Genomic DNA, 17,510 nt, shown 5'->3' with positions numbered 1-17,510 from the left:
CGATCAGCTCGACGACTTCCGGCCAGGCGTGGCACTGGTGGCCCGAGACAAGAACGCGAAAAACCCTCGTGACGCATTGCTGATATTCCGCGTTGCCGACTTCACCCCGTACCCCTTGGAATAGATGGTCTAGGTCCGCCGGTAGGCGGTCCGGGCAGTAGTCAGCACCGAGTGCAGGAAGTGGTGCCGCACGGCGCCGTATTCGGTCAGCTCTTCGGACGTGACGATGTGCACGTCGACCGGGATGATCGAGCCGCTGGTGAGTGGCTCGAGGTCGCACGGCCGCCACCGCAGTGGACCATTCGGCATTACTACGAGCAGGTCGAGATCGCTGCGGATCTCGGCCCGGCCCTTGGCGTATGACCCGAAGATCAGGACAGAGTCCGGGTCGGTCAGGCGCGCGATCCGGCCGACGATCCGCGTGATCTCGGCCTCGGACAGGATCCCGGTCACGGGCCCTCCACGGTGTACGCGATGATCAGGAACAGTTCGGTGACCGCGTCCGGAGGCAGGGAACGGAAGTCGGCGGCACCTGCCTTGCGTAACTTGAGCGTCCATCCGGTGATGGGGGCCTCCGAACCGTTGAGGTCCTTCGCGGTCCGGTGCAGTCCGCGGTAGGCCGTGTCGGGGGCGAGGTTCAGCGCAGCGGCGAGCGGTTCCAGCACCACCTCGTACGTGGCGCCGTCCGCCATCCGGGCGGCGACCTCCACCGCGCGTACCTTCTTCGTGGTGAAGGCGTGGGTGAACCAGGGCAGCCGGCCGGAGAGGTCGCCGAGCAGGAGAACTTGCTCGTCGGTCGGCCGTGCGGGGTGCAGGAAGCGGTGGAACTCGTCGCGGTATTCGTTGACCAGGTCGAATACCCGGTAGAGGCCGTGCCGGCCGGCGGCGAGGGTCGCCTCGGACAGGGTTGTGCCGATGTCTTTCGCGGCTTCGCGGCGTAGCAGCCCGCCGCCCTCGCGGGCGGTGTAGCGCAGGTGCAGGACCACGTCGGTGATCGCGGCGGGGTCGAGCCGTGGTGCCGCTGCGCCGAGCCGCAGGTGCCAGGCGCTGATCGCTCCGGCGCCCTCGAACGGCAGGTAGCGCTCGTCGTCGAAGCGCAGCTCGAAGAGGCCGCTGTCGTCGATGGGCGAGCTGGTTGCGATCGACTGGACCGGGGCGGTGCCGTCGCGGAAGCGGGTATCGGTGGCGGACGGGTCGCGTGGGTACTCGCCGTTACGCAGGGTGGCGTCCTTGCGCAGGCTGTCGCCGAGCAGGGTGAGGGTGGCGGCCACGGTGCCGTACGGGCCGGCGGCGACGCACGGCACCGACAGTGAGACCGACTTGAGCCGGCGGAAGTAGTGACCGGGGTGGTCCAGGTCGAAGGTCGCCTCTGGGACGGTGATGAAGCACTCGCCGTTGCGTTGCAGCTGGAGCAGGGCCACCGGGTCGAGTTGGGAGAGTGGGACGTGCTTGGTCAGCTCGTACTCGCGCCGGTTCAGGTCGTGGTAGGCCGCATCCAGGCGGCGCAGGTCGTGGGCTAGCCGCTCCCCGGCCAGCAGGCCCTTGCGGAGGTTGTCCCAGTGGCCGCGCCGGACGTAGCCGGATTCGGTCAGGCCCAGCTCGTATCTCAGGCTGCGCTCGGCCTGCTTGGCCAGGTCGTAGGCGAGCTGGTAACTCTGGAAGTAGACCGCGGACAGCTGACCGACCATCCAGTCGTAGAGCTCGGCGTCGGTGAACTTGGACCGCAGGACGTCGTCCTCGGCTGCTGCGGTGTCCCGCCGCCGGTCGTGGTGGCGCAGGTCCCGCTCGGCGATCCGGTGCCGGATCTCGGCTGCCAGGATTTGCTTGTCGACGCCGGGCAGTTCGGTGGCGGCGGCGTCCGCCTGGTGTTTCCAGTCCTGGGCTCGGCGGGCGTGGCCGGCCAGCACGGTGGCCATCGCCGCGCCCTTGTCGGCGAGCGTGGTCAGCGATCGCAGTGTCGCCACCGCCATCTCGGCGGAGTCGCCGATCTGCTGGCCGCCCATCGATGCGCTGACGGTCGGGGTGCCGCCGAAGCCGGCCGCGCCGGCCACGAAGCTTGGGATCAGCTTCAGCCCGCCGGACAGGATGTAGCCGATCGCGACGGCGGCCTCGCCCGCAAGCGAGAGCCCGGAGAGGGTCAGCGCGGTGGCCTCGCCCGCGTTGAGACCCTCGTCGAGCAGCCTCTGGTGGTGAGTGCGGCGCAGCTCGACCAGGTCACGGGCCCGCTGGGCGGCCTCCCACCCCGCCTTGGCCTCGTCTACCTGGCTGCTGCGGACGTCTCGGAGCACGTCCAGCAGGGCGATCTCGTGCTGCGATCGCAGGGCGGCGAACGTCTCCGCGTCGCGTTTCTCCAGCGCGGCCAGCATCGCGGCGCCGAGTTCGGTGACGGCGGCGCACGCCTCCTGGGCGCGTCGCAGGGTGACCCGGAAACGGAATGCGGGCATCGGTGCGCCGATGTCGTCGAGCACCGAGCCGACGTCCAGCCCGGCTGCGGCGGCCCGGACCAGCAGCGCGGGGTCGATCGGCGGCTCGAACAGCGGCAGTTGCCGGACCGTGCCGGCCAGGTTCATACAGTGGCGGATCTTGAAGAGCCGGTCGTCGACCGTATCCCACAGGGTGAGTAGCTTCTCGTTGTTCGGGATGCCGAAGTAGAGCAGTTCCAGGCGGGGCAGCTCGGGCCGGTCCGGGGCTGGTGCGGTGGTGGCCGGGACTGTCGGGAGCAGGTTCTCCACCTCGCGCAGCACGTTGCCGAACGGGTCGATGTCGTCTGCCTGCAGCTGGTAGAGAGTGCGGGCCGGGTCGGGTGTGGAGCGCGGCACGCTCTTCGGCCGGCTCCCGAGGATGGTGGCGGCCAGCACGTACAGCTGGGTGGCTTCGTTGATCGATTCGATCGTGTCCTGCCCGAACAGCTGGTCGCCCCAGGCGATCAGGGTCTGGACGTACTTGATCAGGACATTCTTCTGGTACGCGACGGTGCGCATCCGCGCGATCAGGTGCGGATTGAATGGGTGGTCGCGCCACTCCTCCACCTGGGCCCGCAGTTCGGCGTCGCCCTTCGCGATGGCCAGCATGATGTTCTCGATCCGGCTTTTGCGGTATCCGGCGGTGGTCGTCTCGAAGAAGGGTTTCGTGATCCAGAACTTCTGCTGTGGGGTGTCCGGGTCGGTCGTCGCGGTGTCGGTGCCGGTCGGATCGAAGATGAAGTGGAACCAGTGCAGCGCCTCCTCGAAGCGCTGGTTCGCGGCCAGTCTGCTCGCGATGAACATCGGCACGTGGAAGAAGAGCTCCCAGTTGTACGGGGAATACGCCCCGGCGTAGCTGAAGTCGACCTCCTCGACCGGGTGCGGGGCGGGCACCGTGCTGTCCGGCCGGTAGGAGGCGAAGTCGAACGGCGGCGGGCTGCCCGGCACGCTGCCCGGGCTGACCTGGATCCGCCGGTTGAGCAGTCCGTGGATTCCCCAGGTGTTCAGCTCCTTGGTGAACAGCGGCACGAACGGGTGGTAGTGCGGCTGGAACCGGAAGGTGGATACGTTCCAGGTGTGCCAGGCCCGGGAGGTGTAGGTGGTCTCGGTGTGGTGGGTGTAGTCGACGAAGTAGGTGCGCCGGTCGTCCCAGGTGAAGAACGACCCGGCGGGCGCGAATCCGGATGCCTGCGAGTCCAGCACGGTCCAGGTGCGGTTGGCGGCGGCCGCGCCGAGAACGCGGATCGCCAGCGCGTTCTGGTGCGCCGGGATCTGGTGCGGCTTGCCGGTCTCGGTGACCGAGCCGTAGTAGAAGTACAGCGACGCCGTCGAGTGCCGTAGCAGGTCGCCGTGGAAGCGGCTCTCCGCGGGCGATACGAGGTATTCGACCAGGTCGAGCGGGACCGGCGCGACCTGCTGGCCGAGCTTCTCGAAACCCTCGACCGCGGTCGGTGCGAGTGTGGCCGGGTCCGTGGACAGGAACAGGTGGGCGCGGATCTGCGGCAGCGTGCGGACCCGGAAGCCCAGGTTCTGGGGCAGGTCACCGCCGGCTTGGGAGTGCCATACCCGGACCGCGCTGTCGGACAGCACCTTGGGTGTCCAGCCGCCGTCCTTGAGCTCGCTGGAGAAGAGCCGCACCTCCCAGTACTTGCGGGGTGGTTCCACGGTGAAGGTGGAGTTCTCGGCGGGGGTGCGCAGCAGGTTCGGGTCGGCGGCCTTCTCCAGCAGCTGTGGCCAGAGCAGGTAGAGGCGACGGTCGTGCATGCCGATCGTGAGATGGTCGGCGTTGATCTCCAGCTTTACCGGCTGCCACGCGGTCCACCGGGCCCGGTTGACCCGGGTCCGGTAGAAGTACTCGGCGCCCTTGCTGCCCCGGGTGCGGCCGACGACGTGCAGGATGGTCTCTTCGCCGATCCGCTCTTCGAACATCGCGCGGATCTCCAGGTTCGCGACCCGGTCGAGTTTGCCGAGGTAGGTCCGGTATGCGTCCTCCACCGTGCGGGCGGTCACGTCGTTCTGCTGCAGCTCGTGCTCCAGGTCGAGGAAGAACGGCGATTTCTCGTCGCGCAGCTCCGGCTCGATCCAGTTCTCCGGGTAGAGGAAGACCTTGCGGTTGGCCTCCCAGACCCGGTAGCGGCGCATCCACTGCCACTGCTTCCACTTCGGATCGGCGACGGTGCTGGCCAGGACGTCGTTCTCCAGGTCGAGCAGTACCCGCTGGACGAAGAGCTGGACGGATGCGGTGGCCTGCTTGAGACGGGAGGTCAGGGCGCAGGCGCTCATCGCGACGTCGATCAGGAAGTGGCTGTACAGGCCGTCGGCGTCGGTCCAGCCGTGGCCGCGGTCCTTGTCGGGGTGCGCTACCAGCCAGTCGACCAGCACGTCCCGGCGCGCCTCGCGCAGCGCGTCCTGCACCGGGCGGTTCGCCTCCAGCCACTGCGGCAGGTCGTAGCGGGCCTTCAGCGCCTGGGTGACCTCGTCGGCGACCGTGGCGTCCGGTGCGGTGCCCGCCCAGGCCGCGGCACGCTCCGCGGTCACCCCGAGCCTCGCCAGCACCTCGAAGCAGCGGGCCAGCCGGCGCAGCGAAGGCATCGACGCGAGGCGTTGCTTGACCTGGTCGACGCCGGAGCCGGCCGGGCCGAGCCAGCCGAACGCCCGGGCCAGCGCGCCGATCCCGGCTTCGTCCCAGCCGGTCAGGCGGGCCAGCGCGGTGATGCTGCCGGCGCTGGGCGCGGCCACGTCGAGGACCTCGTCGGCGACGTCGAACGCGGTCCGGTCGGAGGCGGGCAGGGCGGCTTTCCAGGCGAAGAACCACCGCATGGCGAGCCAGCGGTCCGCCGGAACCGGAGTGGCCGTGCCGAGCTCGGCCGGGCGGATCCAGCCGAGGCCCTCGGCGTTGCCGGGCGTGAGCCACCAGGCGACCTCGGCGGGCGTCATCGCGAAGCGGCGAATCAGCAGTGCGATGCGGTGCAGGTGCCGCAGGGCGGGGTAGACGGCGGGCAACGCCGCTTCGTCGACGCCGGCGGCCGGGTCGAGCAGGCTCGGGTCGTTCAGGACGGTACGCAGGCCGGTGCGTTGCAGCAGCAGGTCGGCGGACGGTTCGGCCAGGTCCAGGAAGGCGGCGGCCTGCTGGACGACGTGCAGGTCCTTGCTTCGGCGCAGCAGGTGCCGTTGCAGGTGGGGAGCGACGTAGGCGAACCGGGCGTCGACGCGGACCTGCCGCTCGGCGGGCGTCTCACCGGCCGGGAGGGCGGCCAGCTTCGTGTGTGCCTCGGCCGGGTCGGGAAGAACCCCGGCGAAGTACCGGTCGATCAGGGCGGTGCGCTCGGCGGCCGGCCCGGTCCAGCCGCCGTCCACGATCGCGAGCGCGGCGACCAGGTCGGCGTCGGCGGCCAGCGCGGGTACCGTGCCGAGCCGCGCGGTGACGTACGCCGCGTCGGTCTCGTCGGCCTGCTGCCGTAGCCGCCCGGCGATCTCGGCCAGCCCTTGCCGCAGCCCGGTCAGGAACGCGGCGACGTCGCGGTCCTGCAGCGCGACACCCGAGTTGGCGGTGACGTGCCGGATGAGCAGGTGGCCCAGCTCCGGGACGGTGAACCCGGACGCGGTCGCCGCGTCTGCCAGCTCGGCGAAGCGCAGCGCCTCGGCCGGCCCGGCGAGCGGGTCGCCGCCGTGTACCCGCCGCAGGATGTCGTATTCCCGCACCCGCAGCCCCAGCCCGCGGGCCAGCTCGGCGGTGCCGTGCAGGCGGCCGAGCAGCGTTGCGTCCAGCGCCCCGGCCCGGGTCCGGCCCAGGCCGGCGAGCACCACGTCCAGGTCGGCGTCGCTCAGCCGCAGGCCCGCGAGCAGCCCCGGTACGTGGTCCGCGACCGTCCCGGACACGTCGGCTGCCCGGTCCGGGAGGGTGCCTGCGGCGACCGTCAGGCGGTTGCGGAAGAGCTGCTGGTAAAGGGTCCGGGCTGGTCCGTCGCCGGTGTGGTCGGGGTACTCGTGGTCGTCGAAGCCGTCGAACATCGCGACCAGCACCGGCCAGTCCGCCCCGGTGCGATCCTTCAGCCGGTGGAGCCCGGCGAGCCCGGACAGCGCGGTGTCGTCGAGGGCCCTGCCCGCGAGGTAGACGTCAAGCTGGCGGGCCGTGAGGCCGAGCCGCCGCTGGAGCCGCACGAACCGGTGCAGGCGCCCGGCCACGCCCTCGTCGAGTCCGGTGACCGTGTACGACGTGACGTCGCAGTCGCCGGACTCCACGATCGCGGCCGTGGCCGCCGGATCGGGGTACCGGCAGTCGAGCACCTCCAGCAGTTCTCGGTAGGACAGCCCGGCCCGGTGCAGCAGCACCGGCACCTGGGCGAGTACCTCCAGCCAGGTGCCGGTAACGGTCATCGCCGGATCGCCGGGCGCGTCCGGATGGGGCACCGCGTTGTCCTGCTCGTCCAGGCCCCAGAAGTCCCAGGGGTCGCGGCCAGGCGTCGTAGCGGTGACCACGCCGTGCGGTCCTTCGTCGACGCCGAGTACCGCGCAGTCCACCCGGATGCCGGACTCCGGGCCGAAGAGCTCCAGCAGCCGGGGGTACGGCACCCCGAGCTGGTCGAGGTAGCCGCGGGTCTGCTCGGCGGCCAGGTCGAACGGGAGGCGCAGCGGGAACACCTCGCCGGCGAGCTTCGCGTAGGCCGCCGGATTGCGGTGCTCGGGGCTCGCCCGCAGCTCGGCGGCGGTGCCGGTGGTCTGCCGGGTCGCGAGCAGGCTCAGCCCGCCGTCGTGCCGGAAGATCCGGTAGGAGCGGCTCGCGTCCCGGACCGTCCACTGTCCGCGGATGTCCGGGCCGGCGACCCGCGCGTCGTCGCCGGCCGTCACCCCGGCGTCTCGCAGCGCGGCCAGCACCTCGGGGCTGATCGGCCCGGGGGCCAGCCCCGCCTCCAGGCCGGCGGGCAGCGCCGGACCGTCCGGCGGAGCCACGACGTCCTCGAGGATTTCGTTGACCAGGTCGATGTACGGCAGCGGGGTGTTCGTGTTCTCGCAGCTCAGCTCGATGTCGCCGAGGTCGGGGCGGCGCTGCAGGAGCACCTGCTGGACGGTCTTCCCGGCGTTGACGGCGGTGCCCTGACTGCCACGGTCGCCGAGGAAGCGCAGCACATCGACGAAGTGCGCGGCCGGGCTGTACACCGATCGGCAGCCCTTGCACTCGCAGTAGTCCAGCGAGCCGAACAGGCTGCGCAGATTGGGCAGTGCGTCGATCACCGGGCGGGTCTCGGCGTCCGGCGCCAGGTCCGGGACGGCGGCCGGGTTGAGCCGGTTCACCGCGAGGCTGAAGTCGGCGAACGTGGTCAGCGCGAGGGCGTAGACGTTCTCGGCGCGGCGGTAGATGCTGCGCGCCTCGATCCGGGTCACCGGCGTGTCGGCGACTGTCTCGGCGAACTGCGCCTGGCCCATGAAGTAGACCTGCTGGGCCGACTCGATCCCCTTGGTGAGCATGGCGTCCACGCCGGTGAAGGTGGGGCTCAGCTTGAACACCCGCTGCACGGTGGACAACTCGGTGAGCAGCGCGTCGTCGGTGTCGGTGTCGTCGCCGGTGGCCTCGTTCGCGGCGCGGCGCCCGGCGAGGTACTGGTCGATCCGGACCCGGTCCAGGTGCAGGTCCGGATGCGTGTCGAGGAAGCGGGCCACCCGGGCGGTCAGCTGCGGCGCCCGAGCCTCGCTGCGGTTGATCTTCGCGGCCAGTACCGCCGTCGGGTAGGCCCGCTCGAACTGCTGGCCGAGGATCGAGGCGAAGGTCGCCTGTCTCTGCTCGGGCGTGTCCCCGTCGATGTTGTCCGGCACCCCGACCGGCTGCCCGTCGGGGCCGGGCGTGGCGAAGACGCCGAGCCAGTCGTCGGCCGAGTAGCGGGCCAGGTCACGCCGGGACAGCTCGCCGCCGGTGATCCGGGGTGCCAGCAGTCCGACCAGCGGCACGTGGTTGCGGGTCAGTGCGCCGAGCTCGACCACGCCGCGTACCTGCGTGACCGTTGCCTCCGGGACCTGCGGGTCGGTAGCCAGCTTGGCCCAGAGTCCGGCCAGCGAGCCCCGGTGCTCGGCCATCACGGCGAGCACCGCGTCGCGTTGCGGCGCGGGTACTCCGACGACGTCGAGAAGCTGCCCGACGGTGCCTTTGCCGCCGCCGACGCCAGAGTCCGCAGCCGCTCGCAGGCGGATCTGCTGCAGGGTGGCGAGCAGGTCGTCGACGGCCGGGCGTAGCCGGGCCGGGATCAGGTTGCGGGTCAGCGCCGCGGTGAGGATCTCTCGCTGCCGCTGCGGTGTCAGCGTCGCCAGCGCGCGCAGCAACGCGTCTTCCATCAGGGTGATCCGCTCCGGGTGCCGGATGTCGTCGAGCATCGACTCACGGAAGATCGACGGTTCGCCCTGGGCCAGGAAGGCGAAGAGCGCCTCCGGCGGCAGCGGGGTGTCGTCGCGCCGGGTGCGTTCGGCCAGCCGCCAGCACGCCGCCCAGGTGCCGATCGTCAGCTGGCTGAAGCCGGTCTCGCCGCTGAGGAACGAAACGTCCTGGTGCTGCTCGTCCTCGCGCAGGTCGGCCGGGGCCACGCCGGCCAGCAGCGGCGTCAGCGCACCGGTCTGTACCTCCCATTCCGAGGGCCCCGCGAATGTCACTCCGTCGAGGTCGAGGTCGATCTCCGCCTGGGCGGGGGCGTTGTAGTGCACGGTCGAGCGCAGCAGCGGCTCGCCCTCGCCGTCGGTCACGGCCAGGACCAGATCGGCGGAGTCCTTCTCGGCCCGGCGGAACTGGGCGGCCGAGTAGGCGACCGCGTACCGGCCTTCGTCGTCGGTCTCCGCCCGGCCGAGCGACTGCTCGGAGCGCAGGTCCCGGTCGAAGGCCTGCACGCTCACCCCGGCCAGCGGCGCGCCGAACGCGTCCCGGACGACACCGAAGACGACCCGGTCCCGCGGCTCATGGTCCGGCTCAGGCTCCGGGCGGAAGTCCGTCTGGACGTCGATGACGGTCTCCGGGCGGCCTACCCGGTGCGGCCGGCTGCGGCCCACGTCGCGGCCGTCGATATGAACGTCGACACCAACCGTGTCGAGGTGCCCGTCCACCTCGATTTCGATCCGGTAGCGGCCGTCGTTGTCGGTCTCCGCCCGGCCCAGCGACACGTCCGGTCCGTCCCGGCCCGGCGACCAGGCGGTCACCGACGCGCCGGGCAGCCGGCCGTTCGACGCGTCGGTGACGGTGCCGGTCACCGTGAACGAGGTCGTGGGCATGGTGCCACCTCTCTGTCTGTCGCTGTCGGGCGGCCGCCGCGCATCGCGGTCACCACCAGCCGAAGTAGCGGCCGGCGTGGAAGACGCCGACACCGATGGCGAGGACCGCGCCGACCGCGATCAGGACGGGAGCGGCGGCGACCAGCGCCGGGGCCATCGCCACCCCCAGCGCGCTGGCCACCGCGATGCCGCCACCAGCCGCGAGGGCGGCACCGGCGACGGTGCCGACCGCGCCGGCCACCGCGCCGGCTGTGTCGCCGCGCTGGTGGGCGCGGTACCCGCTCACGGCGGAGGAGACCCCGAGCGCGACGCCGCCCAGCGCGATGCCGAGCGGCACCGCGGCCAGGCCGCCGACCGTCACGCCCCCGACTGCCGTGGCGCCGCCTCCGAACGCGGTGGCGCCGAAGGCGTACACCTCGACGCCGCCGCTGATGACGCCGAACGCGTCACCGACGCCCATGGCGGCGTCACCCTCGACGACGTCGCGGTAGAGGCCGTAGGCGGACAGGCCGAGGCCGAGGCCCGCCAGGCCGCCGCCGCCCCAGCGCATCCCGGTACGGAAGCGGGGCGAGTTGCCCAGGCGGCCCATGTCGCGCTGCCGGGCGACGCCACCGGCCGGCACCCCCTGCGGCTCGTTGCGAAGCAGGCGGTAGCCGGCCGAGCCGTCGTTGCTGTTGGTGGCGCCGTTCTCCCGGATGTAGTCGCGCCAGTGTTCGCCGATGCGGCCGGTCAGGTCGTACTGCATGTCGATGCGGTGCCCGGCGGCCGTGCCGGGGCCGGGCGCGGGGCTGCGTTGCCGGAACTCGGCGAGGGCCTGCCGCTGCGCGGGCAGCGCCCGTCGTGTCCTGGTGCTGTTGCCCGGTCCGGCGTTACGTCCGACCTGACGCTGCCGGGAACCCTCCTGCAGGCGGGCGAGCTTGTCGTCGGTGATGTTGTCGGGCACCGCGATGGTGTTGCCGGGCCCGTTGTTGCGCATCGCGGTCGCGCCGGCGGACGTGGCCGCAGCCCCACCGGCCCCCGGGGTGCCGAGCAGGCCGAGCGGGTCGTCGGGCGGGATGTGTTCCGCGTCGAAGGTGCCGAAATCCCATCCCCGGGCGGTGTGTACCGGGGCCGCGTTCTCAGCGCCCGCATCGTTCCACCATCGGTAGCCGAGGCCGTGGACGTGCCGCTGAAGCTGTTCGGCCCGGCTGCTGATGTCCTCGGGGGTGGCGCCCTGCGGGACGCGGGCGATGTTCTCCGGCAGGCCGAACGAGCGCGGCGCCTCCTGGGTGCCGTCGGCGTCGCCGAACATGACCGGGTTGTTCGCGCAGTAGCGGTAGAGGTTCGGCCCGGCGACCAGGCCGGCCGGGTCGGTGCTGGTCCAGCGGCCCAGCCACGGCGCGTAGTAACGGGCGCCGAAGTAGACCAGACCGGTCTCGTCGTCGCGCTGCTTGCCGCTGAACCGGTACCGCTTCAGGCTCAGGTCGGTGCCGGGCCGGGCCGAGCGGTATGCGGTGGTGCCGTAGGGGTGGTACTCCTCGTAGGAGATCGGCGTGCCGGATTCGTCTGTCTCCAGCGCCGCCGAGCCGAGGGCGTCGGCGTATACGTACCGGATGAGCGGCACGCCGAGCGGATTGGCCGGCTCCTCGCCGTCGTCGTCGCGGGTCTTCGTGTCGGCCTGAGCGATCTGGCCGAGGTCGTCGCCGATCTGGACGGTCCAGCGGGTGAAGTGCGGTTCGTCCGCGCCGCGCCGCCGGCGACGGAACAGGGTGACCGCCCCGAGGAAGATCCACTCGAGGTTGAGGTTGCCCGGCCGCTCGATCACCGTGCGGGTGCGTGCTCCGCCGGTCCCGTACGAGTAGAACGCCGTGCCGCCGCCTCCGAGGTCTACCCGGCGCAGCTGGTCGAGGACGTTCCAGTCCAGCGCGGCCAGGTGCGGCATCCTGGTCATGTTGCCGTGGGCGTCGTAGCCGTAGCCGGGCGACGCCGGTGGCGCCTCGCCGGTCGCGGTCAGCCGGTTGGTCCGGTCGCCCGGGGTGTCGTCGAAGGTGTACCGGTAGCGCCGGGTCCAGCCGCCGCCGACGCCCGGCTGGGTCTTGAACCGGTGCCGGACCTCGGTCAGGTTGCCCAGCAGGTCGTAGTCGTACTCCTCGGTGTAGGTGCGTACCGCTTCCGGGCTGTTCGCGTGCGGCAGCGGGACCGCGCCGAGGTCGGTGTGGTCGCGGCGCACGTCGTTGATCGGGCCGGCCAGCTCCCGGCCGGTGGCCCGGATCAGCTGGTAGCCGGCGTCGTACTCGTACCGGCGGTCGGGTGTCACCACGGTGTTGTCGAAGAAGAACGTCCGCTGAGCCGCGTCTCGCAGCTCGGTGATGTTGCCGACCGGGTCGTAGGTGTAGCGCAGGTCCTGCACGGCGGGGCCTCCGGGAGCCGCGCCCGCAGGTTCGGTCAGCAGCCGGGTCAGCCGGAACGTGCGCGGGTCGTGGAAGCATCGGGTCAGCAGGCCGTTGCCGTATCGGGCCCACTCCCGCTGGCCCTTCGCGTTACGTTCCTGCGCCTGCAGGAATTCCACGAACGCGCCCGCGCCGCCGACCTGGACCGCGAGCGAGGACAGCACGTCGCCCTCGTCGTAGGTGGGGACCACGACCGTCGCGTCCGGCAGCGTCACCCGGACCGGGCGGTCGAGCGCGTCCAGCTCGGACGCGGCGCTGAAGACCTCGGCCGTGACCAGCAGCGGGGCAGCTGCGGCGTCGACGTCGGGCGCGCCGGGCAGCGCGGACCAGTCCGGCGCGTCCTGGTGGCCGGCGGCCAGCACCCGCTCGAGCGCGACCGGGCGCCCCCGGAAGTCGTAGGCGGGCACCCGGACCGCGCCGGAGGTGTCGAAGATCCGGTGAACGGCGCCGAGCAGGTTGGCCGCGCGGGCGCCGGGTACCCGGTCGCCGTAGACGATGTGGGTGATCAGCCGCTCGCCGCCGGTGCCGTCGGATGCGAACGTGGACACCGGCCGGTGCAGTTCGTCGTAGTCAGCGCGGAACCGGCGGCCGTGCTCGTCCCAGGACCGGACCATCGCGCCGAGGACGTTACTGAAAGTCCAGCGGCGGCCCTTCTCGGCGCTCTCCCCGGTGACAGGGAGCCCGGCCATCGCGGTGAAGCCCTCGGCGACCCGCCGGCCGGCGTGGTCGAACGTGGCCGCGAGGCGCCCGGTGAGGTCCATCTCGGAGCGGGCGGTCGACCGGCGCCCGCCGCCGTGGTCGGTGACCGCGTAGACCGCGCGGCCGAGCGCGTCGGCGTGGATCACCGTCGGGGTGTCCGCGTGCCGGGCCGCGAGCCAGGCCGCGCGCCGGTCCGCGTCGGCCGGTTCGGGTGTAGCCGGGTCGGGGCTGCCCCGGTCGGCGTACCAGGTGCTGGTCAGGACGGTGTCGTTGGCGTCGAACGCCGCCTGCCACCACGCGGTGAACTCCACCCGGGTGGTGGTGCCGTCGGGCAGCAGGGTGGCGGTGTTGCGGCCGAGCGGGTCGTACGACAGGACAGCCGTCACCCCGACTTGCCGGACCGCGTCCTCGTCCTCGTATCCGTGGGTGGCGCTGAAGTACGGCTCGTACTGCTTGACCGGGTTGCCCTTGTTGTCGGTGACGGTCCGGCCGGTGCCCACCCACCGAGGGTCGGCGTCCACCTCGGACGCCGCGCCGTCGGGCCCGACGGCGAGTGCGGGCCCCGGGCGGGCCTGGGCCTTCGTCAGTGCGACCCGGCCGGCACCGTCGAAGTAGGTCCAGGACTCCCGCCGGCGTGCGTTACCGGGGCCGTGCCGCTCGCGGGCAAGGGTTCGCACGTGGCTGGGCCGGCCATCGGTCGCCCAGCCGCTCAGGTCATATTCGAAGCGGGTGGTCGGGTCGGCGAGCGTGTCCCCGTCGGCTGAGCCCTCCTTGCCCATGACGGCAGTGGCCACCACTACGCCGAGGGCGTCGTGCGCCACCGCCGAACGGTTGCCGTTCGGGTCGGTGACCAGCACCGGAGCCAGCATCCGGTAGTCGTTGACGGCCGTGACGACCTGCCACGCCGCCTGCACGGTCTCGACCCGCACGGGTAGCAGGTGATAGTCGTCGAGGGTGACCGTCGTGCGCAGGCCCAGCGGATCGACGCCGCCGGTCGCCACGTAGAAGTGCGCGGCCGGATCGGCGGGGTAGACGCTGACTCCGGACGGCACCCACCAGGCCCCGGCGTCACCGACGTATCCGGCGGCGGTCAGATCCGCGGCGCTGACCTGACCGGTCAGGTGCGCGGCCACGACGCCGGGCGTGAGGGCGAGCGTGTACGTCCGGTAGCCGAGCCCCAGCGAGTCCCATTGCCCGAGCGGGAGCGGGTCGAGGGCGTCGTCGCGGAACCGGACCTGTTGGTGTGCCACCGGCCGTCTCTGCGGGATGGTCCCGTCGGCGACGTCTTCGTAGGAGATGTCGTCGGCGGTTGCGATCCCGTCGGCGAGCTCACCGACGGTGAACAGCGGTCCGGCCGGCGCCAGCCCGGTGATCTCACAGGTCCGCGACTCGTAGGACACCCGCAACCGGTACGCGTCCGGCCGCGTGATGTCCGGTGTGTGCTTCTGCTCCACGTAGGTGATGTAGCGGCGTCGCTGATCGCGGGTGACCTCGGCGGGCAGAGCCGGATCGGCGGTCCGGCGCCCGTAGACGACCGCGCAGGACCGCCGGGCGTTGCCGTGTTCGTCGAACTCCAGCACCAGCGTGTGCGCGACCCGTGGGTCCGCCGGGTCACGTTCGTAGGCCACGCTGACCGACTCCCGGGTGACCGGCAGGAACACGGCGGCGTGCGGGTCGCCGCGCGGCTGGAGCAGCAGCACCTCCGGGCGGTTCTCCAGCACCGTGTACGGGTGCACGGCCGCGGCCGTGCCGTCGTCGGCGTAGACCTCCTGACGCACCGTGACACCGCGCAGAGCACGCACGCACTCGCGTTCCTCGGCAGCGGTCAGGCCCTCCGGCAAAGTGAGATCCGGCAGGTGCCGCTCGGCGCGGTAGTACTCGCCGTGGAAGGGATGCAGCGCGGCGGCCGCCCCGACGATCATCCCCGGGTGGTACCAGGTGCGGGTCACCACCGGGGGCACGGTGAGCTCCGCTGGTCCGCCGAACGACTCGGCGTCCGACGTCTCCACCATCGCGAACCCGCAGAACTCCCGTTCTTCGCCGTCGAAGTGCCCGTGGTGGTACGCGTAGCGGGTGACGGCCGTGCGGCCGCTGACCAGGTCCCGCGATTCGACCCGCTCGACGACGTGCACCGGGAACGGCAGCCGGGTGCGCCACGGCCGCCCGGCGCGCCGATCCCGCAGGAAGAACACCGTCGACGGCGTGTAGTCGATGTCGGTCTCCGCACCCAGGTTGTTGCGGCTGCGGACAAGCAGGTGCGGCTTGCGATCACCCATCAGGCTCAGATAGCGGAACGAGCGCCCGGTCGCGTCCGGCAACGGCGACGGCCAGACCAGGCAGGCGGTGCCGTTGCCGAGCAGGTCGACGGCCACCACCGAGGCCGGGTCGGCGGGCGGGCGCACGGAGAGCTCGTGCGGCTCACTCCAGGAGTTGCCGGACCGGTTGAAGTAGACCCGGATGCCGGATCGATGCAGGTAGATCAGGTCGGTGGTGCCACTGCCGTCGATGTCGGCCAGCAGCAGCCGCCGCTGGTCGAATTGATCCGGCTCGTCGAAGATCGGGGCGTGGTCCATCGCCACCCGGGCGCCGAACCGGCCGTGGCCGAGGTTCGGCCAGTAGCTCACCTCGCCGTTGCGGATCCGGGCCAGGTCGGTCAATCCGTCACCGGTCAAGTCCGCCAGGTGCAGCGACTCCTCCGCGGAGACGGCCGCGCGCGGCGGGCCGTCGTCGTCGTCCGCGGCGAGCGGTATCCGGCGCCCGGGCCCGAACCCTTTCTCCCCCAGCGACGGATGCCAGACCAGGGCGTCGTCCTCGGCGGCCACAAGGTCCGGGTGCCCGTCGCCGTCCAGGTCGATCAGCCGCACGTGCGGGTCGGTGAAGTCGCGCAGCAGGTCCGCGGTGAACGGCCGGAACGGTTGCCAGCCCTCTGCGCCGTCGTGCTCGTAGAGCCCGCGCACCGGCCCGGCCGCCACGACGACGTCGATCCGGCCGTCGCCGGCCAAGTCGGCGAGCTGCGCGCCGTCTCGCAGCGACGCGGCCGGCCTGGTGTCGATGATCTCCATCGGGGCGAGGCGGGCCTGGCCGGCGGGTTGCAGCGGGCTCAGGTTCCGCTGGTAGAACCAGCCGCCGGCCTGCTCGGTGAGCACGCCGGGCGTACCCTCGCCGTGCAGGTCGGCCCAGCGTGAGACCCCGTCTCGGGGCAGGTCGTTCAGCTGCGTCTCGGCGACATCCTGGCGCAGGACCGGCTCGGCGTAGCCGAACTCGACCGGGGGCAGGGTGAGCCGGTCGTAGCCGCCGGACCGCCGTGACCAGCCGGTCTGGGTAGCCGATCGCAGGAAGGTGAAGACGGGGTTGCGCGGATCGAGCGGGTCCGTCTCGTCGGTGTAGGTCAGGTCCGTCGATCGGGTCACGCAGGCGCGGCCGACCGCCTCGGCCGGGAAGTGGTGAAACATCAGGACCCGGCGGCAGATCCGGTATGTGCGGACCTCGAAGCCAGGGCGGCAGGTGGAGAACGGATCGAGGCGGACCGGCCAGGCTGTGTCGCCGATCGGCGCCGGGGCCTCGGCGTCGTGGTCGCCGTAGTCCAGGACCACCTCGAAGTGCCAGTCGTCGCTGCCGTCGTCGGAGTGCGCGCCGGGCGGCTCCGGCCACGGCTCAGTGGGGCTCAGAACCGGGCGGAACGGCGCCGTGTTGCCGTACCGGATGCGCTTGAGGTAGCGCTGCGCCGAGCGGTCGTCGGTAGTGCGCCGAAGCTCGTGCAAGCCGGTCGAGATTCCGGCGGAGTCCTCCGGGCGGTAGCCGTAGACGATGACGTTGCCCTTGTCGTCGTGGCTCTGGCAGACCAGCCAGCTGAAGACGCGGCGCGGGTCGGCCGGGTCGGCGATCCGGCTCTCCGCCGTGCGGCCGTACCAGGTCGTGACGTTGTCCGTGGACTGGGTACGCCAGCAGACGTCGGTCGCGTCCCCGATGTTCGTCCAGCGCTCGATCCGGGCCAGTGTGCCCTCGGTCCGTGGCCGGTAGCTCGCCAGCCGATAGGTGGCAGCGCCGACGGTCCGGTCCGGGACCGGCACTCGCTCCCAAGTGCCCGCAGCGGTCTCGGTTAGCAGCGGGACCAGTCCCTCGGCGCCGGCGAGCAGGAAGGTGTCCGGCTCGGTGTCGTCCCGGTAGCGTGGGATGCCACGCTCGGTCCGGCGGCTGATGGACGGCAACGACAGCGACCAGCCGAAGCCGAATGGCCCGTTACCGGCGGCCGACTCGTAGCTGAGGGCGAGCGCGGGGCCGAAGCCGGACCGGCCGGGGCTGACCGCGATGGGCAGGGTCATCGTGCCGGTGCCGGTGACCGGGTTCGCCGCGAAGGTCTCTCCGATTCCGCGGACCGCACCGCCGCCCTTCGGCAACGTGACGGGGGCGTCGCGACGTTCGTCTGCGGGCGCCGCACCCTCGGATCTCATACCTCAGACTCGCGAGCGGTATCAGCCGCGCACAATCACCCGCGGGTTTACCCGGCGTGTCGGATCAGGGACTCGCCCACGTTTGGCGTAGTCGCCGACCTCTAACGCGTCACTTCGTCCCCATCGATGAGAAGAAGGGGTGCGCCGCGGCTCCGGCTACAGCAGGTGCGAGTGTGACGGCTGGCCCGGTGGGGGTGGATACGGCCGGTACGTCGACATTCGAC

3 protein-coding genes are annotated in these 17,510 nt (G+C 71.8%); all 3 read right to left on the bottom strand.

Translation table 11 applies throughout. The features are described 5' to 3' along the window. Positions 1 to 129 precede the first annotated feature (129 nt). From QSK31_RS08425 to QSK31_RS08415, 3 genes are read right to left on the bottom strand one after another with little or no spacing between them, the layout of a single operon-like run. The gene (locus QSK31_RS08425; protein WP_285682536.1) at positions 130 to 453 is read right to left on the bottom strand and encodes a nucleotidyltransferase domain-containing protein; all 324 of its coding nucleotides are present in this window, start codon (positions 451 to 453) and stop codon (positions 130 to 132) included. Beyond that, positions 450 to 9,707, bottom strand: coding sequence for a Tc toxin subunit A-related protein (locus QSK31_RS08420; RefSeq protein WP_285682534.1), 9,258 nt, complete (start codon positions 9,705 to 9,707; stop codon positions 450 to 452). Before QSK31_RS08420 ends, QSK31_RS08425 begins: the two co-directional genes overlap by 4 nt. A gap of 49 nt (positions 9,708 to 9,756) precedes the next feature. Then, a complete protein-coding gene (locus QSK31_RS08415; protein WP_285682533.1) occupies positions 9,757 to 17,286 on the bottom strand; it encodes a SpvB/TcaC N-terminal domain-containing protein in 7,530 nt (2,509 codons plus the stop codon). Positions 17,287 to 17,510: the final 224 nt, after the last annotated feature.

The sequence above is a fragment of the Actinoplanes sp. NBRC 103695 genome (genome assembly GCF_030269485.1).
Classification (GTDB): Bacteria; Actinomycetota; Actinomycetes; order Mycobacteriales; family Micromonosporaceae; genus Actinoplanes.
The sequence above is the reverse complement of the archived record's forward strand: the minus strand, read 5'-3'. Positions and strand labels throughout refer to the sequence as shown.

What these genes read in the sequence shown, in the direction of transcription:
- QSK31_RS08420 (WP_285682534.1), bottom strand. Translation starts at nt 9,707, where the DNA reads ATGCCCACGACCTCGTTCACGGTGACCGGCACCGTCACCGACGCGTCG.
- QSK31_RS08415 (WP_285682533.1), bottom strand. Translation starts at nt 17,286, where the DNA reads ATGAGATCCGAGGGTGCGGCGCCCGCAGACGAACGTCGCGACGCCCCC.